At 46.2% G+C, this 19,571-nt stretch carries 20 protein-coding genes and 2 other annotated features (1 of these 22 cut by a window edge); of the genes, 13 read left to right on the top strand and 7 right to left on the bottom strand.

All coding sequences use genetic code 11. The features are described 5' to 3' along the window. Nucleotides 1-39 precede the first annotated feature (39 nt). Nucleotides 40-456, bottom strand: coding sequence for a MarR family winged helix-turn-helix transcriptional regulator (locus I8U27_RS09775; RefSeq protein ID WP_181751771.1), 417 nt, complete (start codon nucleotides 454-456; stop codon nucleotides 40-42). A gap of 237 nt (nucleotides 457-693) precedes the next feature. Between I8U27_RS09775 and ilvD the strand changes: the two genes are divergently transcribed. From ilvD to leuB, 6 genes are all read left to right on the top strand, one after another. Further along, entirely contained in the window at nucleotides 694-2,364 is a 1,671-nt protein-coding gene (gene ilvD / locus I8U27_RS09770; RefSeq protein ID WP_181751772.1) for a dihydroxy-acid dehydratase, read from the top strand. A 645-nt stretch (nucleotides 2,365-3,009) separates the two neighbouring features. Then, on the top strand, nucleotides 3,010-4,728 hold the full coding sequence (gene ilvB, locus I8U27_RS09765) for a biosynthetic-type acetolactate synthase large subunit (protein ID WP_181751877.1): 1,719 nt from the start codon (nucleotides 3,010-3,012) through the stop codon (nucleotides 4,726-4,728). Further along, nucleotides 4,725-5,225: an acetolactate synthase small subunit gene (gene ilvN, locus I8U27_RS09760; protein WP_181751773.1), complete on the top strand. Its 501-nt coding sequence runs from the start codon at nucleotides 4,725-4,727 to the stop codon at nucleotides 5,223-5,225. The genes ilvB and ilvN overlap by 4 nt, the downstream gene beginning before the upstream one ends. Nucleotides 5,226-5,238: 13 nt before the next feature. Beyond that, complete coding sequence (ilvC, locus tag I8U27_RS09755) at nucleotides 5,239-6,267, top strand: ketol-acid reductoisomerase (RefSeq protein WP_258567767.1); 1,029 nt, start codon at nucleotides 5,239-5,241, stop codon at nucleotides 6,265-6,267. Between the two features lie 28 nt (nucleotides 6,268-6,295). Then, a complete protein-coding gene (locus I8U27_RS09750) occupies nucleotides 6,296-7,849 on the top strand; it encodes a 2-isopropylmalate synthase (RefSeq protein ID WP_181751775.1) in 1,554 nt (517 codons plus the stop codon). Between the two features lie 27 nt (nucleotides 7,850-7,876). Beyond that, nucleotides 7,877-8,995, top strand: a complete 1,119-nt coding sequence (gene leuB / locus I8U27_RS09745) for a 3-isopropylmalate dehydrogenase (protein WP_181751776.1) — start codon at nucleotides 7,877-7,879, stop codon at nucleotides 8,993-8,995. A 67-nt stretch (nucleotides 8,996-9,062) separates the two neighbouring features. Here the strand turns inward: leuB and I8U27_RS09740 are convergent, their stop codons facing one another. From I8U27_RS09740 to thiD, 5 genes are all read right to left on the bottom strand, one after another. Next, a complete protein-coding gene (locus I8U27_RS09740; protein WP_181751777.1) occupies nucleotides 9,063-9,785 on the bottom strand; it encodes an NAD-dependent deacylase in 723 nt (240 codons plus the stop codon). Nucleotides 9,786-10,008: 223 nt separating this feature from the next. Beyond that, nucleotides 10,009-11,259, bottom strand: coding sequence for an MFS transporter (locus I8U27_RS09735; RefSeq protein ID WP_181751778.1), 1,251 nt, complete (start codon nucleotides 11,257-11,259; stop codon nucleotides 10,009-10,011). 107 nt (nucleotides 11,260-11,366) lie between these two features. Then, nucleotides 11,367-11,625: a binding site (T-box leader), on the bottom strand. A gap of 219 nt (nucleotides 11,626-11,844) precedes the next feature. After that, nucleotides 11,845-12,882, bottom strand: coding sequence for an aldo/keto reductase (locus I8U27_RS09730; RefSeq protein WP_181751779.1), 1,038 nt, complete (start codon nucleotides 12,880-12,882; stop codon nucleotides 11,845-11,847). Nucleotides 12,883-13,105: 223 nt separating this feature from the next. Next, nucleotides 13,106-13,762, bottom strand: coding sequence for a thiamine phosphate synthase (gene thiE, locus I8U27_RS09725; RefSeq protein ID WP_181751780.1), 657 nt, complete (start codon nucleotides 13,760-13,762; stop codon nucleotides 13,106-13,108). Then, nucleotides 13,759-14,568: a bifunctional hydroxymethylpyrimidine kinase/phosphomethylpyrimidine kinase gene (gene thiD / locus I8U27_RS09720; RefSeq protein ID WP_181751781.1), complete on the bottom strand. Its 810-nt coding sequence runs from the start codon at nucleotides 14,566-14,568 to the stop codon at nucleotides 13,759-13,761. Before thiD ends, thiE begins: the two co-directional genes overlap by 4 nt. A 727-nt stretch (nucleotides 14,569-15,295) precedes the next feature. Here thiD and I8U27_RS20995 point away from each other — a divergent pair. From I8U27_RS20995 to I8U27_RS09700, 5 genes are all read left to right on the top strand, one after another. Next, the gene (locus I8U27_RS20995) at nucleotides 15,296-15,424 is read left to right on the top strand and encodes a hypothetical protein (RefSeq protein ID WP_258567768.1); all 129 of its coding nucleotides are present in this window, start codon (nucleotides 15,296-15,298) and stop codon (nucleotides 15,422-15,424) included. After that, complete coding sequence (locus tag I8U27_RS09715; protein ID WP_181751782.1) at nucleotides 15,408-15,878, top strand: GNAT family N-acetyltransferase; 471 nt, start codon at nucleotides 15,408-15,410, stop codon at nucleotides 15,876-15,878. Before I8U27_RS20995 ends, I8U27_RS09715 begins: the two co-directional genes overlap by 17 nt. A gap of 141 nt (nucleotides 15,879-16,019) precedes the next feature. Then, nucleotides 16,020-16,733, top strand: a complete 714-nt coding sequence (locus I8U27_RS09710; protein WP_181751783.1) for a DsbA family protein — start codon at nucleotides 16,020-16,022, stop codon at nucleotides 16,731-16,733. Further along, complete coding sequence (locus I8U27_RS09705) at nucleotides 16,730-17,167, top strand: disulfide oxidoreductase (protein WP_181751784.1); 438 nt, start codon at nucleotides 16,730-16,732, stop codon at nucleotides 17,165-17,167. The genes I8U27_RS09710 and I8U27_RS09705 overlap by 4 nt, the downstream gene beginning before the upstream one ends. 88 nt (nucleotides 17,168-17,255) lie before the next feature. Beyond that, entirely contained in the window at nucleotides 17,256-17,435 is a 180-nt protein-coding gene (locus I8U27_RS09700) for a sporulation protein YjcZ (protein ID WP_181751889.1), read from the top strand. 196 nt (nucleotides 17,436-17,631) lie between these two features. Here I8U27_RS09700 and sspI read toward each other — a convergent pair whose 3' ends face one another. Beyond that, nucleotides 17,632-17,862, bottom strand: coding sequence for a small acid-soluble spore protein SspI (sspI, locus tag I8U27_RS09695; protein ID WP_181751785.1), 231 nt, complete (start codon nucleotides 17,860-17,862; stop codon nucleotides 17,632-17,634). Between the two features lie 104 nt (nucleotides 17,863-17,966). Here sspI and I8U27_RS09690 point away from each other — a divergent pair, with 104 nt between their 5' ends. After that, nucleotides 17,967-18,632 (top strand): potassium channel family protein, encoded by a 666-nt coding sequence (locus I8U27_RS09690; protein WP_181751786.1) that lies wholly within the window; start codon nucleotides 17,967-17,969, stop codon nucleotides 18,630-18,632. Then, nucleotides 18,625-19,434, top strand: a complete 810-nt coding sequence (locus tag I8U27_RS09685; protein WP_181751787.1) for a TrmH family RNA methyltransferase — start codon at nucleotides 18,625-18,627, stop codon at nucleotides 19,432-19,434. The genes I8U27_RS09690 and I8U27_RS09685 overlap by 8 nt, the downstream gene beginning before the upstream one ends. A gap of 51 nt (nucleotides 19,435-19,485) precedes the next feature. Continuing rightward, nucleotides 19,486-19,571: a binding site (T-box leader), on the top strand (it continues 153 nt past the right edge of the window).

Below are 19,571 nucleotides of genomic sequence, written 5' to 3'. Positions count from 1 at the left end.
ATGGCTCATCCCCCTGAGGAAATGAGCTGATTTCGAGAATTATACGATTTTCTGCAACAGTTGAAGAAGGGTTTTAATTTCTTCTGTGGTTAGGTTTTCAAATTTTTGCCGGAAGTACTCTGTTTTTTTCTTGGATGTTTCTTCCACCAATTGTTTACCTTCATCAGTGATGTGCAACTCTACAACGCGTTTGTCTAACTGGGATCTTTTTCGGCAGGCCAGGTTTTTTTTCTCCAATTGATCGGCAACGTGGGTAATATGGCTGACAGATACCTCAAATTCATGGGAAAGTGCGGTTACGATTTGCGGGCTTTTTAAATGGAGTTGTTTTAATACGCCAAATTCGGCTCCGGTAAGGGTATCACCCCAGATTTTTCCTAACTCTTTGCGCATGTGGCGGCCCAGGTTGAAAAACGTCTGTTCTAACTCCATTATAAGATCTAAGCGATCTGACATTTTCATCTCCCTCTATATGGTCACTACTTAGTTGTTTCAGTAGGTTAAATAGTTAAGGAAGATTATATACCTGTGCAGGGCTTTGTGCAACTAGAAAATATTCTCTGACAAGAAAATGCCGATGTTAAAAATTTCCATAAGGGGAATATTCAAAAAAATAAGTGACAATTACATTATTTTGATATAAACTGATACGAAAAACATTTGGACAATCATAAAGAGAGAAGGTGCAAAAGCTTGCGGAGCGATCAAATTAAAAAAGGAGTAGACCGTGCTCCCCATCGGAGTTTGCTGCGGGCTGCCGGCTTAAAAAATGAAGACTTTGATAAACCGTTTATCGGGATTTGCAATTCATTTGTGGAAATTATTCCGGGTCATATGCACCTCAACAAATTTGCGGAAACAGTAAAAAAAGCGGTTCGTGAAGCGGGGGGAATTCCTTTTGAATTTAATACCATCGGAGTTGATGACGGGATCGCGATGGGACATATCGGAATGAGGTATTCTTTGCCCAGCCGTGAGATTATCGCTGACTCCGTGGAAACCGTGGCCCTGGCTCACTGGTTTGACGGTTTGATCTGTATTCCCAACTGTGACAAGATCACCCCCGGTATGATGATGGGAGCCATGAGGGTCAATATCCCCACCATTTTTATCAGCGGTGGCCCGATGGCGGCCGGGGTAACCCCTTCCGGACAAAAAGTGGACCTGTCATCCGTTTTTGAAGGCGTAGGGGCTTATCAAGCCGGAAAAATTGATGATCAAGAATTGCAGACACTGGAGGAGTTTGGTTGTCCCAGCTGTGGCTCCTGCTCGGGAATGTTTACGGCAAACTCAATGAACTGTCTAGCAGAAGCTCTCGGCCTGGCTCTTCCCGGAAACGGAAGTATCCTGGCCGCGACAAAGGAGAGAGAGGAGCTGGCGAAAAAAGCGGCACAGCAGATCATAAAACTGATTGAAGCCGATTTAAAGCCGCGTGATATCGTAACTGAGAAGTCACTTGATAATGCATTTACCCTTGATATGGCCATGGGCGGATCGACCAATACCGTGTTACATACGATGGCGATTGCTCATGAAGCGGGTGTAGATTATCCGTTATCCCGGATCAATGAATTATCCAAAAAAGTTCCCAATCTTTGTAAAGTGAGCCCTGCCGGGAAATGGCATATGGAAGATGTGGATCGTGCCGGCGGAATCAGTGCGATCTTAAAAGAGTTAAGCAAACGGGAAGGCCTGCTGCATCTGGACTGCCCGACGGTTACCTTAAAAACACTGGGAGAAAATATCGAGAGAGCAGAAGTCCTTGATCCTGAGGTGATCCACAGCCTGGACAATGCTTACAGCGAGACAGGCGGGCTTCAGGTTCTCTACGGGAACCTGGCTCCGGACGGGGCGGTCATCAAAACAGGGGCGGTAGACCCGTCTGTGAAGGTGTTTCGCGGCCCTGCAGTGGTATTTGAGTCGCAGGATTCAGCCCTCGCCGGCATCGCTCTGGGAAAAGTGAAGGCCGGAGATGTGGTGATCATACGCTATGAAGGCCCTAAGGGAGGACCGGGGATGCCGGAAATGCTGTCTCCCACATCAGCCATTGTGGGGATGGGCCTGGGTAAGGATGTGGCACTGATCACTGACGGCCGCTTTTCCGGTGCCACAAGGGGAATCAGTATCGGTCACGTGTCTCCGGAAGCAGCAGAAGGCGGTCCAATTGCTCTTGTTCAACAGGGAGATCTGATTGAGATTGACCTGGTGCAAGGATCTATTCATCTTGAGGTTTCTGAAGAGGAATTGCAAGTTCGGCGTGAGCAGTGGACACAGCCCAAAACAAAAGTGGAGGGAGCATTTTTAAGGCGTTATGCCCATCTGGTGACCTCCGCCAATACGGGGGCTGTCTTAAAAGAGCTATAAGTAAGATTTAAAAACTCCCCGGAAGGTTGGGGAGTTTGCACCGGATTGTTTTGGAACCGCTTCCAATTTTGTAATAAAAAAGTGGTTGAAATCTGTTGACAGAGCAAAAAGAAGCTGTCTATAATTACATCTAAATAATCGAAATGATTAACGAAATCAGTTGAATACTAGGCAAAGCAGTCGGAAAAAACAAGAGTCGATGGAGCTGGTTTAACCCTGCAGCTTACGTTGCGGCCAGAACCTAGTGATATTATTTCTATAACACAGAAAATTCAATATGTTATGACGATGATGAGGACCGATAGTATACTTGTGCGATACAGAGAGTCCGGGGATGCTGAGACCGGAACCGCAGGTTTACTATTTTCTCACCTCGGAGTTGGGTGTCCAAAGGCGCTGAAGCGCTGAGTAGTACACTGCCGGTGGTCGCCGTTATCGACAGGGTGTGGCAACGTTTGGTCATTACAACGTTTTTCCATACTCGCTGAGGTCGATTGCCGTGAGGAGTCGATGAAATTGGGTGGTACCGCGAACCTTTTTCGCCCCAATCGTACTGGCTTTATGTCAGGAAACGGGGTGAAAAAGGTTCTTTTGCTTATATCAAATGAAAGAGGAGGAGTATGAGTGGCTCCCCAGTTGGAAACCATGACGAGTCAGTTAGTGGAGATGAAGGCAGATGAGAAAGAGTACACAGGTTCTGAAATTTTACTCCGTTGTTTGGTGGCAGAAGGAGTTGAGGTGATTTTTGGTTATCCGGGCGGAGCTGTGTTACCCATCTACGATTCCCTTTACGATGGACAGGTGAAGCATCTGTTAGCCCGACACGAACAAGGAGCGATTCACGCTGCTGACGGCTATGCCCGCGCAACCGGTAAACCCGGGGTGGTGATCGCCACGTCCGGACCCGGAGCAACCAACCTTGTCACCGGGATTGCTACCGCGATGATGGATTCCGTTCCGCTGGTCTGTATTACCGGAAATGTAGCCCAACACTTACTGGGAACAGACGCATTCCAGGAGGCGGATATCACAGGGATTACGATGCCGATCACAAAGCACAACTATCTTGTGCGAGATGTGCGGGAACTGCCGCGAATTGTAAAAGAGGCGTTTACCATTGCCACCGGTGGACGGCCGGGTCCGGTTCTGATCGATATCCCCAAAGATGTATCCAACGCCAGGGCATCTTTTCACTATCCCGAATCGGTGTATATCCGGGGCTTTCAACCTACGACTGATCCCCATCCCCTACAGGTTCAAAAGTTGTACGATGCCATTGCTCAGGCGAAGCGGCCTGTGATACTGGCAGGGGGCGGAGTAGTTACATCCGGTGCAGCTGAACAGCTGTCCCGCTTCGCAGAACAAGCCCAGATTCCCGTGACGACTACCTTGATGGGAATCGGTGGTTTTTCAGGCACTCATCCCCTGTGGATGGGAATGCCCGGGATGCACGGCACTTATGCGGCTAACCATGCTTTGCTAAACTGCGATCTTCTTATCGGAATCGGTGCCCGTTTTGATGATCGGGTAACGATGGGGCGCATTGATAAATTTGCGACGAAAGCGAAAATTGCGCATATTGACATTGATCCGGCAGAAATCGGAAAAAATGTTGAAACATTTATTCCGATCGTGGGAGATGTGAAGAAAGTACTGGAGGTGGTCAATGAAAAAGTACCAAAGAGCCAGTCTGATGATTGGGTGAAACAGATCGATGAGTGGAAGCAAACCTATCCTCTGGTGTATAAGATATCCGAAGAAAGCCTGAAGCCACAGTGGGTGATTCAGCATCTGTATCATTCAACCAACGGGGAAGCGATTGTTACTACAGACGTAGGGCAGCATCAAATGTGGGTAGCTCAATACTATCGCTTCGCCTATTCCCGCTCGTTGCTCAGTTCCGGGGGATTGGGAACGATGGGCTTTGGTTTCCCGGCCGCCATCGGAGCGCAACTGGGTGTACCCGACCGGACGGTGATTGCTGTGACAGGTGATGGCGGATTTCAGATGACCGCACAGGAATTGGCTGTGGTTGCATTAGAGAACATCCCGGTAAAAGTGGCTATTATCAATAATCAATGTTTGGGCATGGTCCGCCAGTGGCAGGAAGTGTTTTATAAGGAGCGGTACTGTGATGTTGACTTATCCGGCGGTCCTGATTTTGTGAAATTGGCAGATGCTTACGGGGTGAAAGCCTGGAGAGCCCGCACACAGGAGGAAGCCATTCAGGTATGGCAGGAAGCCCTTCGGCATCCCGGACCGGCTGTGGTTGATTTTTGGGTAACTCCTCAAGAAAATGTATATCCGATGGTTGCCCCGGGAGCAGGACTGGATGAGATGTTGATGGGAGATGAGGAAGCATGAGGCATATCTTGTCTGTACTCGTAAATAACCAGCCGCGGGTTCTTGCAAGGGTTGCAAGTCTTGTCGGGCAGAGAAACTTTAACATCGAGAGTATCAGCGTAGGGGAGTCAGAAGAGCCGGGTTTATCCCGCATGGTCATTGTCACCAATGGAGACAAACATACCATGGAACAAGTATCCAAACAGTTACACAAATTAATCGATGTCATCAAAGTTCAAAACTTGAGTGCAGACTCTGTGGTTGAACGGGAACTATTGCTGGTTAAAGTTGGTGCCTCACCTGCTTCCCGGACAGAAATCTCCGGGATTGTAGAACCATTTCGCGCATCTATCGTGGATGTTGGCCCCAGTTCCTTAATGGTGCAAGCCACCGGCGAACGGTCCAAACTGGATGCAATGATTGAACTTCTCCGCCCTTATGGAATCAAAGAGATCGCCCGTACCGGTGTGACGGCTCTGGCCAGGGGAATGTCCAGACAGAAAGCAATAAGCTCATAAAAAACGACAACAATTGGAGGATGGAAAAATGGCAAAAATGTTTTATGAACAGGATGCAGATCTATCTTTATTGCAAGGTAAGACAGTTGCAATTATCGGATATGGAAGCCAGGGACACGCTCAGGCACAAAATCTGCGGGACAGCGGTATCAAGGTTGTAGTGGGTTTAAGAAAAGGGAAATCGTGGGACCAGGCGGAACAGGACGGGTTTGATGTTTATGAAGTGGATGAAGCTGTGAAACAGGCACAGGTTGTACAAATTTTATTGCCTGACGAACATCAGGCCAAAGTATACAAAGAGCAAGTGGAGCCAAATCTGGAACCGGGAGATGCCATCTTTTTCTCACATGGTTTCAATATTCACTTTAATCAGATTGTTCCGCCTAATTCTGTCGATGTGATTCTTGTTGCTCCCAAATCTCCCGGCCATCTTGTTCGGCGTGTGTATCAGGAAGGCTTTGGTGTACCAGCACTGATTGCGGTCCATCAGGATGCCTCCGGTAAGGCCCATCAGCTGGCCCTCGCTTACTGTAAGGGAATTGGAGCCACCAAGGCGGGAGTTATTGAGACCACATTTAAAGAGGAAACTGAAACAGATTTGTTTGGTGAGCAGGCTGTCCTTTGCGGTGGAGTGAGCCAGCTGGTCAAAAGCGGATTTGAAACACTGATCGAAGCAGGCTATCAACCGGAAATCGCTTATTTTGAGTGTTTGCATGAGTTAAAGCTCATTGTGGATTTGATGTATGAACAAGGTTTAGGTGGAATGCGTTACTCCGTCAGCGATACAGCTGAATTTGGCGACTATGTCAGTGGCAGGCGCGTCATCGCCGAACCGGCCCGCGCAGCGATGAAAGAGATTTTGAAAGAGGTTCAAGACGGGACATTTGCCCGCAGATGGATCGAGGAGAACAAAAATGGCCGCCATGAATTTGAAAGCATGAGAAAGAAAGAGAAAGAGCATGAGATTGAGCAAGTTGGAGCAAAGCTGAGAGAGATGATGGTATGGGTAAACAAAGGGCAAAAAGAGCCAGTCAAACAGTAAAAGATGATAAAAAGGGGAGGAAGCGGTAATGCGAACCATTTACATTTTTGATACCACGTTGCGTGATGGTGAACAATCACCGGGAGTCAACTTGAGTGCGTCCGAAAAGGTGGAAATTGCAACTCAGCTTGAAAGACTGGGTGTCAATGTAATAGAAGCCGGGTTTGCCGCTTCCTCACCCGGAGATTTGCAGGCGGTCCGGGAAGTTGCGAAAACGGTGAAAAACAGCTCTGTCTGCAGCTTGTCCCGCTCGGTTCAAGGGGATATCGATCAAGCCTGGGAGGCGCTCCAGGCAGCCGAATCACCTTATCTGCATATCTTTTTGGCCACTTCACCCATCCATCGCCAGTATAAATTACGTATGAGCAAGGAGCAAGTACTGGAACGGGCAGAAGAAGCCATCCGCTATGCGAAGCGGTTCTTTCCGGTTGTTGAGTTTTCGGCCGAAGATGCCGGCAGAACGGAAATTGACTTCTTGTGCGAGGTGGCTGACCGGGCAATTCAAGCCGGAGCTGATGTAATTAACCTGCCGGATACGGTGGGGTACCTGACTCCTGAGGAGTATGCCAATATCTTTGTCGAGTTGCGCAAGCGCGTGCCAAATGTGGACCGGGTTCGTTTGAGTGCCCATTGCCATGATGATTTGGGAATGGCTGTGGCAAACAGTTTAGCTGCTATTCAGGCAGGAGTGGAGCAAGTAGAGGGGACGATCAACGGGATTGGAGAGAGAGCCGGTAACGCCGCTATCGAAGAGATTGCCATGGCCATTAAAACGAGAGAATCTTTGTACCAGGTGCAAACAACATTAAACTTGAAAGAGATTGACCGGACCAGTCGTTTGGTGAGCAAACTGACGGGGATGTTCGTACCGGGGAATAAAGCAGTCGTAGGGGCCAACGCTTTTGCGCACGAAGCCGGTATTCATCAGGATGGGGTATTAAAGCACAAATCAACTTATGAAATTATGACACCGGAAACGATCGGGCTTACCGAAAGCCGTCTGATTCTCGGTAAGCATTCCGGACGGCACGCCTTCCGTGACAAGTTGACTCAGCTGGGCTATCCTCAATCAGATGAGCAGATCAATGTTTTGTTTGCCCGGTTTAAAGAGTTGGCAGACCGTAAAAAGGAAATCACGGATGATGATCTGATCGCCCTGGTCGAAGAAAAGCTGGGAGAAGCGTCTGAAGTTTACACTTTGGAATCGATTCACATTTCCTACGGAAGCCACTCCCTGCCTACCGCTTCACTGCGGATCCGGCATCAATCTCACGGAAAGCTGCTGGAGGAGGCGGCCTGCGGGAATGGCTCCGTAGATGCCATCTTTAAAACGATTGACCGCATTACAGGGGAGAAAGCGGAGTTAGTCGATTATCGCATTCATTCGGTTACACAGGGAAAAGATGCCCTGGGTGAAGTGCATGTCCGGCTGGAACAAAATGAAATATCGGTAAGAGGAAGAGGAGTCAGCACAGATGTGCTGGAGGCGAGTGCGAGAGCTTATCTTGATGCGGTCAACCGGTTGGTCAAAAGGAAAGAGGCGGACCAGAAAGGGGAACTGCAGAAAAAAGTAACTGTGTAAGCAGGATGTGGAGAGGAGAGGGAGCCGATGAGCAGAGTGAAGAAAATAGCTGTATTGCCAGGGGACGGGATTGGTCCGGAAATTGTTGATGAAGCAGTAAAAGTATTGCGCCAGGTGGAAGAAGTGTTTGGCTATTCTTTTGAATTTGAATTTGCGATGGCGGGTGGGGGAGCCATTGACCGGGTGGGTACCCCTTTGCCGCAATCAACCCTGGATTTGTGTAAGAATTCCGATGCCGTATTGCTCGGAGCGGTCGGAGGGCCGCAGTGGGATGAGAATCCCCCTGACCTGAGACCGGAAAAAGCATTGCTCGGCCTGCGCAAGGGATTGGGTCTTTACTCCAATTTGCGTCCGGTCACCCTGTTTGAAGGGATGGAGAAGAGTTCAACTTTGCGTCCGGAAGTCATCGCCGGGGTAGATCTGGTGGTGGTGCGTGAATTGACTGGCGGCATCTACTTTGGTGAGAAGACGAGGGTGAAAACGGAAGAAGGAGAAGTAGCAACTGATCTCTTAATCTACCATGAACATGAAATTGAGCGGATCGTGCGGCTTGCCTTCCAAATTGCCCGGGGGCGGAGCAAGCGCCTCACCTCGGTAGACAAGGCGAACGTTCTGGAAAGTTCAAGACTCTGGCGTTCCGTCGTACAACGGGTAGCAAAAGAATTTCCCGATGTTGAACTGGAGCATATGCTGGTCGACAACTGTGCCATGCAGATGGTCCGCCGTCCTGCTGAATTTGATGTGATTGTGACAGAAAATATGTTTGGAGATATTTTAAGCGATGAAGCGGCGATTCTAACCGGTTCGATTGGAATGTTGCCATCTGCAAGCCTGGGGGAAGGTTCACTGGGACTTTATGAACCCGTTCACGGCTCGGCTCCCGACATTGCCGGCCAGGGAGTCGCCAATCCCAGTGCCACCATCCTGTCAGCCGCTATGATGTTGCGTCACACGTTCGGTTATGAAGAAGCCGCCCAATCCATTGAAAATGCTGTAAGAACCGTGTTGAGACGCGGACATCGCACACCGGATATCGCGTTGAGCGGACAAATGGCGGTAAGCACCGAAGAGTTTGGCGACCGCGTGGCGGAGGAGTTGGTGCATTTTGAACCAACACCTTCGATTCCGCTGGAAGTGATGTTTTAATCTCAATTGTTCACAGTCAAAACAGCAGGGGCATCATCCCCTGCTGTTGATTTTTTGCAGGAAACTTCTATTGATCTTCTCTTAACTTTTCATCTACTTCTTTTAGGAAAGATCCTATTTTCTTGCCGTTAATGACTAAATCGGCGTAATCATCAAATTCAGTAGGTTCCATATTGATGATGGCTAATTTTGCGCCATTCTCTTTGGCGGTGATGGGGAAGTAATTAGCGGGACTTACCTGCAGGGAAGATCCCAGTACGATACACAGTTCAGCCTTTGAGATCATTTCTTCTGCTTTCGTTAATTCCTCCTCGGGCAAGGATTCGCCAAACAAAACGATAGATGGGCGGATGAATCCCCCGCATGTACATTGGGTTCCATTTGGGGCAAGGTAAGATTCAAAGGGATAGGATGTTCCGCATATCGAACAGTGCACGGTTCCAAGGCTGCCGTGAATCTCTGCCACATGTTGGCTCCCAGCTTTCTGGTGATAGGTGTCTACATTTTGCGTGATGATTCCATGAACGAAGCCTTCTTTTTCCCAGCGTGCCAAAATCTCATGGCCCTCATGCGGTTTATGCTTTAAAAGTTCTTTGATTCGTGACCGATAGAAATCGGTAAACTCATCACGATTGTTCTGAAGCGCATACGTACTGGCAATCACCATGGGGTCTTTGCCGGCCCATAGTCCTCCCGAGGAACGAAAATCGGGCAAGCCGCTTTCCGTGGACATCCCGGCCCCGGTAAAAACAACTGTATACTTCGATTCTTTTAACCAGTCTTCAATCATATCAGTCACCAACCCATTTCATTTTCGCAGATACATAAGAATCAAATTGTGCGATCTGTATTTAGTGTAACTGAATATCTTCTAAAATTGTTATCCGCATCCATAAGTTACGAAACCTTAAATGTTTTCATGCAGATTCGTAGTCTTGTGAACAGATATTCATATCAATATGGGATCTTTCTGTTCAATAATCGCTTCCCGTTCAGGAAAACTCTAAATATATTTAAAACCCTTTGGAATCTGTGATTGCAGTTTGATAATATTTTTTCTTTGATGGTTGAAAGTTGAATGTGCATAGTATCATTGTTATCAACAACATTACGAATGTCCCGATGATCACAATAAACTTAATCGAAATGAGTTGAGCTGCAACTCCAAAAATAACAGTTGTAATCATGATTAATATCGCTTCAATTAACCTGTATATGCTGCCAACTCTCCCCATGACCTCAACAGGTATGTTGTTTTGATAAAATGTAAGAAATCCTGTATTTGCAAAAGCGAGAGAAAAGGAAAGGACAAAGAACCCCAAAGCTGCTACAAAAAAGGAACTTGAAAAGGCGTAGATGATATAACCAACAGAAACAAATAAAGAACCGAATCCAATTAGCACAGAAGTTGCTAATTTTTTTGTAAAAATCGTGTTAACAATAGCCCCGGCAACGATTCCTGCCCCGGCTATACTTACAAGAAATCCATAATCACTATCTGATAAATATAGCACTTTTTTTGCAAAAGCAGCTTCAAGTGAATCTACAGCTGTTGCCATTACCATCATACAACTAAATAAAAAGTAGATTAACATAATATAAGCATGTCGATGACTAAAGTTTAAAACAATTTTCCAATCACTTTTTAAAAGTTCCAAAGATATTTTTTGATCAGTTGTGTCAGCAAAAGTTTGTTTTTCAAGGTTAGGCATAAACAGAGTAACGAATCCTGACAAAAATAAGGCAATTGCATTTATGTAGATTGCAAATATTGGTGTACCAATTAAAAACAGCATCCCCGCGACCGCCGGACCAATCAGAAAACCTCCGGATTCAATTAAACTGCGAAGGGAGTTAAAACGTTTTCTTTGTTCAGGGGGTGTTAATTTTGTAATATAAGTTATAGATGTCGGGACAAACATAGAACTCGCCATATTGATTAAAAAGACGGCTAAATACATAGACCAAATTGAAGAAAAGAAAGGTAATAAACTGATAAATATAGCCCGAAATAGATCGAGGGTTATCATTAGGTTACGCTTATTTGAACGGTCTATAACGCTGCCAGCCCAGACATTTGTAAATAAGACAGCTAAAGGTTTGAGAATATAAAGTGCAGCTACTGCAAGAGGGGAGCCTGTCATATCAAGCACAATTAAATTAAGTGCGATTAGATAAATCCAGTCACCAATATTAGAAACCCCCATTCCAAATAGTAGGATCGAAGGATATTTCCAAGATCCCAATAACTTTTTTAAGCTCATATAGTTTTCCTCCTTTAGGTGAAGCTGTTTAGTTATTATCTGGTCAGATATTCAATGTTAACAAATATTTTTATGCAATAAAAAAATCTCGCCGCCAAGACTTATGTCTTGGGGACGAGATTTTGTAGTCGTGGTGCCACCCCAGTTTATTAATATGTCACCATATTAACCTTAACAGGTACAGCATGCAAAGGAACGAATACCCTGGCTCTATAACAGGAGCTCCTGTCACATTATCCCCCTCTGCAGGCAGGTTCCAATGTGATGCTCAGAGGCTTGGTTCAATAAATAATTCTTACCCATTCTCAGCTGACAGGGCTCTCTGAAAAGAATTAATTTATCTACTCTTCTCTTCATTGCATTTAATTTTTTGTACATATTATCATTAACACAGGTTGATGTAAATACTTACATTTAGGCAACCTTAGTATATCATTTTATGATTTTCTTACTTAATAGGTATTTGTTTGGGTACAGGAGGAGATTGATGACATAAACCTGCAGAATTGGTTTTTCGTGAAACAGCTTTAGAATATGATCAACACCCGGCATTCCTGAAGGAACGCCGGGCGTTTCATTTCCGGATTATCTGGACGCTACAGGGGTCGGTTTGGACTTACTGTTGGAAAACGGCTGTTTCAAAGCGGTTTTTTGCCCGCCTTCCCATAGCTGCTCGATTTTCTTTAACTCTGCTTCGGACAATGGGGTTTTGTCAGGTGCCTGGGCAAATTCGCGCAGGTTGTCTTTATTAGTGATGTTCGGCAGAACAGATTTTATGGCCGGGCTGGCCAGCGAGAAAAGAATGGCTGCCTGCCCGATGGTGCGATCGGTTCCTTCATAGAGGAACTTCCATTCGCGTACCGCCTGTAGGCCTGCTTGCATCCATTTGACAGGGCGGTGGTTCCGGTGGTCTGTTTTGTCAAAGTGCTTGTCCGGATCGTAAGTCCCGTCCAACAGCCCCGAAGCGTGGGGAACCCGTGCAATTAAAGAGCAATCATGCTCTTCAGCGGCGCGGATCAGCTCACGGGCCGGATCTTGTTCAATTAAGTTATTGATGATTTGTGCCATATTCATTTTGCGCTCAACAATGGTGGCCAGTCCTTCATCTCTCCATCCGATATCCGGTCCGAGAGCCACACCGTAAGAGAGGATCTTTCCTTCCTCTTTGAGGCGTTCAAGTGTTTCCTTCACTTCATCACTCCGGATTGCTTCCATCCGGGCATTGTGAAGTTGATATACATCAATGTAATCTGTTTTTAAGCGTTGCAGGCTTTCTTCGCACGATTTGCGGATGGATGCAGCATCCCAGCGTTGAGGAAGTTCGCTGTGCCCCCCGTGGCGGTCCCCGCGTTTGGCATAGATGTCATAGCCGAATTTGGTGGCGATGACGACTTTATCACGAATGCCGCTTAAAGCTTCGGCCAGAATGGTTTCACCTTTTCCCTGCCCATATACATCTGCGGTGTCAAAAAAGGTGATTCCGTAGTCTTCGTAGGCACTTCGCAGCAATCTTTTTCCCAGTTCTTCATCTTTGACGCCCCACCATGGGGTGGCAACAGACCAGACTCCAAAGCCTACCTCGGAGACAGGACGGTCAATGCCGGGCATAGAACGATATTTCATCTGGAGATCCTCCTTATACGTGCAAATAAATAAAGTACATGCTCTTGTTACAAGCAGATCTATCAACCTAACAGCAAAGTAAGCTGAAGAAAATCGGGCAGGCATGATCAAAAGGGGCTATTCAGTGTTCCGGCAGACAGGCAAAATAACCCGTTTCCAACCTGAACTGGTATCGTTCCGACCTTATTGTACCACTTTTGTACAAGAGTTAGAAAAACAAGGTTTACAATTTTGTGGAGTTGCGCATGGTTTGTAAAAATGCTTGTGCTGCGTGAGCAGGTTGTTTATCTTTACTGATTGCAGAGATAACGGCAACACCATCGGCACCGGCAGCAAGTACGTCCGGGGCCCGCTTCGGAGTGATTCCGCCAATCCCGACGATGAGGGAGCCGAAGGGCAAATGATTCCGGATGCGGCTTATGGCTGCGGGACCGATTGGCTGGCCCGCATCAGGTTTTGACGATGTGGAAAACATCGGGCCGACTCCAATGTAATCCGCACCGTCCGCAAAAGCATGTTTTGCTTCTTCCGGAGTTTCCGCCGATACACCAAGAATGCGGGAGGGACCGATGATGCGGCGCACTTCCGCCGCGGGGAGATCTTCTTGTCCGACATGTACACCAGTTGCCTCCAAAATAAGAGCGAGATCAACCCGGTCATTGACGATAAATGGGATCTTATGTTGGCGGCAGATGTTCCGCAACTCTTTTCCCAGCCGGACGGTTTCCCTCATATTCAGTCCGGAGTTTTTTTCACGATACTGAAAGCAGGTGATTCCACCCTGAATCGCTTGTTTTAACACTTCAACCGGGTTGTGATTCGGACAATCCTGGCTTCCCATTATGAAGTAGAGATAAAGGTTATCTCTGGTAAAAGTCATGATTTCCCCTCCTGTAAACGATGCGCCCAGTGATTGGTTGGACCATGTCCTTTCCCCAGATGAAGAGGATGGCTGATCGCGGCAGTTATAAAGGTTTTTGCTTGTTGGACTGCTGCCGGGAGGGATGTGCCTTTCGCTAAATGAGCGGTGATGGCTGCGGAAAAGGTGCATCCGGTTCCATGTGTATGTGGTGTTTCGATACGGGGAGCGGAAAGGATGGAGAACTCATTTCCGTCATAAAACAGATCTTCTGCTGCTTCGCCTGCCAGATGCCCGCCTTTGATGACGACCGAACGGGCTCCCATGCTCACAATCAACCGGGCTGCCTGTTTGCGTGAATCTAAGCTGTCAAGGGTGAGACCGGTTAATACCTCTGCTTCCGGCAGGTTGGGGGTGACGACAGTGGCCAGGGGGATTAAATACTTTTTTAAAGCCAGCCGGGCATCGGAGTTTAACAGTGAATCCCCGCTTTTGGCGATCATCACGGGATCAATGACCAGATTGGGAATGGAATGTTCTTCAATTTTGGCAGCGATGGTTTTCATAATTTGAATATTGGCGATCATCCCGGTTTTCACGGCGTCCACACCAATATCCGTGGCAACGGCATCAATCTGTGTGGCAACTGCTTCCGATTCCAGTTCATAGATGCCGGTGACTCCCAGTGTATTTTGTGCAGTTACTGCTGTGAGGGCACTCATTCCAAAGACGCGGAGCTCCTGGAACGTTTTCAAATCAGCTTGAATTCCCGCTCCTCCTCCGCTGTCTGAACCAGCAATCGTCAGGGCTCGAGCTACTGAAGACATTTGGCTTCTCCTCCTGTATATCTCTATCTTTCCAATATGCAATATAGTAACAGAAATTCACACAGAGGGCTTCTAATCTTTCGATGTTAATTTTTTTCGGCACATGCAGATGCACCCACCGATTCAACATTGCCTGGCTTTAGCCTCTGGTCATGCTATAATCTCAAGCATAAAAATAATAAAATTTCAAGATTGAAACTTTGTTTGAGAGTGATTTAATAGATTTTGTAAGCAGCAGTTTACGCATAAAATTGGCAAGGCCCGGGTCGGTGCAACAGGAGCATGAAACTGTGAATATCGGCTGGAATGAGGGAAGTTAGTATCTTTAGGTGTTTTTCCGGGTGTCATGAGCGGGGCTATGTTGTCCAACGCATTTCCTGATATTGTGCGTGATTTCCAAATTAACTATGTAACTCTGCAATGGAGAAACATTCTTTTTTTCTCTGTTTGACACGGATCTCGTATTTTTTGGACGAATCAGCGGCCGGTATGGTGCATATAAACTTTATTTTACGGGATAGATTTTTCTTAAACTGTCAATGTTTGTGAATTTAATGGTGAGGAACTGGTACGAGTTTCTTTTTTTACAATCAGTACAGGCGATCTGTGATGCTATGTTAGTTCCTTCTCAGACGGTAAGTGTTTACTTGATGTTCCCAGAGAAGATGTTGGCAGCTATATGGGACTATTCCAAATATCACTGGTGCATTTTCTGGGATCGCTGTTCATGAATGATAAGATTACTGCGATCAATCCTCATGGCTTTGATCAGATGTTGTGGATTCTAGTTACTTTTCATGTCGTAGCCATTTTTCAACACACCGGGAGGAGATTAACCATTGATTCAATTGCTTGATGTAAAAGATAGAACAGTTGCACAAAAAGTGTTAAAGGTTCAAAAACTCTCATACCAGGTTGAAGCAGATTTAATTGGCTTTCAGGGGATTCCTCCTCTGCACGACACACTGGAAAGTTTAATGCAATGCAATGAAACCTTTTTGGGATATTTTTTTACAGACCAGTTAGCAGGCTTTATTTCCTATGTCAAAGATGGAAAAACTCTTGATATCCACCGGCTGGCTGTTTCTCCCGCCTTTTTTAGAAAAGGGGTTGCCAGTGCCTTAATCACCTGTTTGCTGAAGCAGGAGCAGGATATGAAGAAAGCCGTAGTCAGCACAGGAGCGAAAAATACACCGGCGAAGAATCTGTATCGCCGCTTTGGCTTTAGCGAAGTTGGTGAAGTAGAAGTAGCTCCTGGAGTATCATTAACTTTATTTGAAAGATTTATGGGAGACGATCTGCATATCTGACTCCTCGCTGAACCTCCCGACCATTCCTTCAAAAATAAAGGATGAAATTTGATGCACGAATTGATATGATTTTATTGATTAAATGATAAACTTATATGATTTGTCCTCGTTTTTTCTTTGACGAAATGGGAGTGAGAAACGGTGTCAAAAAATAAAAAAGAACGTGCACAACAGCAGGCGAAACAAAATCTGATCAGCACGATTACCATGGCTACTGTGATCCTTGCGGCAATTGGACTCGGGTTTTTTGCCCTTTTTCAACCAGGGTCGGACGGGAAAAATGATTCAGCAAATCAGGCAACGGTACAAAAGATTTCTTATGAGGGGCAGCCCGGTACAGGTAATCCCAATGCTCCCGTTAAGTTGATGGAATTTGGTGATTTTAAGTGTCCGGCCTGTAAATATTTTCATGATGAGATTTACCCCCAGTTAAAGAAAGATTATATTGATACGGGGAAAGTTCAGATGTTTTTTACCAATTATCAGTTTATCGGGGAGGACTCCGTGACGGCTGGCATGGCCGGGGAAGCTGTTTACCATCAAAATAAGGATGCCTTCTGGAAGTTTTATGAGGCGATATACACACACCAGGGAAATGAAGCAGATGTTTGGGCGACCCCGGAGTTTTTGACGGAACTGGTGAAAAAAAACGTCCCGAATATAGATATCAATAAGCTGAGCCAAGACCTCAACAATAAGACATATGAAAAAGCGGTGCTGGAGGATAACCAAATGGCCAGATCCTTAAAAATAGAAGGTGTTCCCGCACTCTTTATCAACGGCAAAAATGTGGGAGAAATCTCTGGCTATGAGGAACTTAAAAAAATGATTGATGAAGAGTTGAAGAAAAAATGATACCGGCGAACCTCTTTCAGCAGTTTGGACTTTATTTTGCCTGGGTTGTCTCATTACTGGCAACGGGAGGAAGCCTTTATTTCAGTGAGGTGATGGGCTTTATCCCCTGTTCGTTGTGCTGGTATCAGCGAATTTTGATGTATCCGCTCATCATTTTGCTGGGGATCGCTTCCTATCGCAATGACAGAGCGATTATTCCATATACCCTGCCTCTTTCAATCATCGGCGGCGGTATTTCACTTTTTCATTACTTACAGCAAAAAGTTCCGGGATTGGCATCGCTGGCTCCCTGTAAAACGGGAGTTCCCTGTTCCGGGATGTATATAAACTGGCTTGGATTTATCACCATCCCATTTTTGGCACTGGTTGCATTTATATTGATCTCTTTGTTTCTGTGGCTGGGGCGTAATCAGAACTCAGGCACACAAGCGTAATTAGGCTCCTTGTTATTACATTTGTCCAACCCGCTTGTTATTTGCCACATACATTATAAGGGAAGGGACAGATGAAAGGAGCTGAAATATGAATAAAGTTAGTGTCCTCCCGGGCCTGTTTGGCCTGTTTGGCGGGTCCGGCTGGTGGGCTGTCATTGCTGTACTGGTTATTCTCTTCCTGTTTTTTATTTTCTTTTGGTGGGGCGGCTTCGGATTGGGAGCCGGGCTTGGCTTTGGCCCCGGATTTGGTCCCGGAGTCGGGTTTTAAGGGAGTACAGACAAACACTCTCCAACATAAATATAAACAAGGCCTGTTTTCCAGTAAAATAAACAGGCTTTGTTTATTTTCCCATTACATTACATACATTGGAAATGAGAAATATAGTAAAAATCGGCTGATAGGGTAAAATAAAACACCTGATACACCGATCAAGGGACATCGGTGTATCTTTTTGTTCATGAGATTAAGCAAAGGGGGATGGTTTCGGATTGGCGGCGATATTTTGCTGCAGTGTTTGGATCATTTGATTTCGTTCCGACTGAGGGCTGTTCTCCCAGATCACCTCAAACAGGACGCCAAGCCCCGGAAGTAATTTTTCATCCCCTTTGATGGAGTCTTGAACTAAATCTTGCAGTTCTTGTGTGTTCATGTTATGAATGTTGTTAATGACTGCATTGCGGATATTAATATTCATGTCTGCTACCTCCTTTCCCTAATAGGTTGTACTGAGAAATATACTTTATTCTTAAAATGGGTTAGCTGAGGAAGATGTTGCATGATGTTGGAGGTGTCTTTCGCTTGAGTAAAACGTTTGCCATTATCGGGTTGGGACGGTTTGGTGGAAGCGTGGCCAAAACGCTGAGCTCGATGGGGTATGAAGTGCTGGCTGTAGACCGTAATCCCCAGCGTGTTCAAGATATATCACAGATTGTTACCCATGCCATCGAAGCCGATTCCACAGATGAAAATGCCCTGAAAGCGTTGGGAATTCGTAACTTTGATGTGATCGTGGTCGCAATTGGGGATGATATTCAGGCAAGTATTATGACCACTTTGATCTTGAAGGAAATGGGCGTCAATAAAATCGTGGTAAAGGCCCAAAGTGAGTTGCACGGAAAAGTCCTTTATAAGATTGGTGCAGACCGGGTTGTCTTCCCGGAACGGGATATGGGGATTCGTGTTGTCCACAATTTAATCTCTCCCAATATCCTTGATTATGTAGAGCTCTCCAAAGATTACAGCATTGTGGAAATTATTGCCCGGGATTTCTTTCATGGAAAAACATTGCAAGAGCTGGATATTCGCGCGCGTTTTGGCTGCAATGTCATGGCGATTAAGAGTGGTGAAAAGTTTAATATTGCTCCGGCCTCTACGGATATCATCCATGAAGGTGATATGCTGGTTGTGATCGGACACAATGATGACCTGAAAAAACTTCAGCAAAAGGCGGACAGGGATGGATAGATTTATACCAATTACTTCACTCAAAAATGAACAGCTGAAGAAATGGAAAAAGCTGCAATCCAAAAAAGGGAGGGCCGCTTATCAATCCCTTTTGATTGAAGGAGAACATCTCATCTCTGAAGCTTTGAAGGCAGGGGTTTCGTTTCGCAACTTGATTGTCGACGCAGCCAATAAAGAGAAAGCGATGCAAATTTTAAGCGGGCTTCCCGTACAAGTACCGATATATGAGTTAACTCCTTCGTTGTTCGCATCTGTGGCAGAAACAGATACGCCGCAGGGGATTGCAGCTGTTATAGAAATGCCTGTATGGTCGACAGAAGAACTTTTGCAGGATCAGGACCAACCCGCCACCTATTTGGTTCTTGATAGCATTCAAGATCCGGGAAACCTGGGGACGATCATAAGAACGGCAGAAGCAGCCGGTGTAAAAGGATTATGGTTGGGAAAAGGGACCGTTGACCCTTTTAATTCCAAAGTGGTCCGGGCAGCGATGGGATCTCTGTTTCGGTTGCCGATGCTGGGGATGGATCTTCAGCAGGCTCTTCCACTGTTAAAGGAATCAGGAGTTACCATCGTCGGCACTTCCCCGCGTGCAGGAATGTATCATTTTCAGTACCCGTTTCCGGCCAGATCTGCCGTTTTGCTCGGCAACGAGGGGCGAGGAGTTGACCCGGCTTTTGCTTCATTTATTGATGCAGAAATCCAGATCCCGATGCCTGGGAGAACGGAATCATTAAATGTGTCCATTACAAGTGCCGTTCTGTTATATGAAAGGTTGCGACAGCAATATCCGCATATGTAATGGTTGCAAGTCTGAATGATATTGGCTATAATATGAAATAATTTCTATATGTCAAGTGCTATGATAGAGAAGAGTAAGCAGTACGCCCTTTCAGGGAGGGGGTGCCCGGGACTGGAAGCACCTCTAAGGAACCGGCT

It is taken from the genome of Paenactinomyces guangxiensis (genome assembly GCF_016055185.1).
GTDB lineage: Bacteria > Bacillota > Bacilli > Thermoactinomycetales > Thermoactinomycetaceae > Paenactinomyces > Paenactinomyces guangxiensis.
The sequence above is the reverse complement of the archived record's forward strand: the minus strand, read 5'-3'. Positions and strand labels throughout refer to the sequence as shown.

Coding starts and splice junctions, on each gene's coding strand:
- I8U27_RS09740 (WP_181751777.1), bottom strand. CDS start 9,785: ATGATTGAAGACTGGTTAAAAGAATCGAAGTATACAGTTGTTTTTACC.
- I8U27_RS09730 (WP_181751779.1), bottom strand. CDS start 12,882: ATGAAATATCGTTCTATGCCCGGCATTGACCGTCCTGTCTCCGAGGTA.
- I8U27_RS09700 (WP_181751889.1), top strand. CDS start 17,256: ATGAATAAAGTTAGTGTCCTCCCGGGCCTGTTTGGCCTGTTTGGCGGG.
- I8U27_RS09685 (WP_181751787.1), top strand. CDS start 18,625: ATGGATAGATTTATACCAATTACTTCACTCAAAAATGAACAGCTGAAG.
- leuB (WP_181751776.1), top strand. CDS start 7,877: ATGAGCAGAGTGAAGAAAATAGCTGTATTGCCAGGGGACGGGATTGGT.
- thiE (WP_181751780.1), bottom strand. CDS start 13,762: ATGACTTTTACCAGAGATAACCTTTATCTCTACTTCATAATGGGAAGC.
- ilvN (WP_181751773.1), top strand. CDS start 4,725: ATGAGGCATATCTTGTCTGTACTCGTAAATAACCAGCCGCGGGTTCTT.
- sspI (WP_181751785.1), bottom strand. CDS start 17,862: ATGAATATTAATATCCGCAATGCAGTCATTAACAACATTCATAACATG.
- I8U27_RS20995 (WP_258567768.1), top strand. CDS start 15,296: ATGAATGATAAGATTACTGCGATCAATCCTCATGGCTTTGATCAGATG.
- thiD (WP_181751781.1), bottom strand. CDS start 14,568: ATGTCTTCAGTAGCTCGAGCCCTGACGATTGCTGGTTCAGACAGCGGA.
- I8U27_RS09705 (WP_181751784.1), top strand. CDS start 16,730: ATGATACCGGCGAACCTCTTTCAGCAGTTTGGACTTTATTTTGCCTGG.
- I8U27_RS09750 (WP_181751775.1), top strand. CDS start 6,296: ATGCGAACCATTTACATTTTTGATACCACGTTGCGTGATGGTGAACAA.
- I8U27_RS09735 (WP_181751778.1), bottom strand. CDS start 11,259: ATGAGCTTAAAAAAGTTATTGGGATCTTGGAAATATCCTTCGATCCTA.
- I8U27_RS09775 (WP_181751771.1), bottom strand. CDS start 456: ATGTCAGATCGCTTAGATCTTATAATGGAGTTAGAACAGACGTTTTTC.
- ilvB (WP_181751877.1), top strand. CDS start 3,010: ATGACGAGTCAGTTAGTGGAGATGAAGGCAGATGAGAAAGAGTACACA.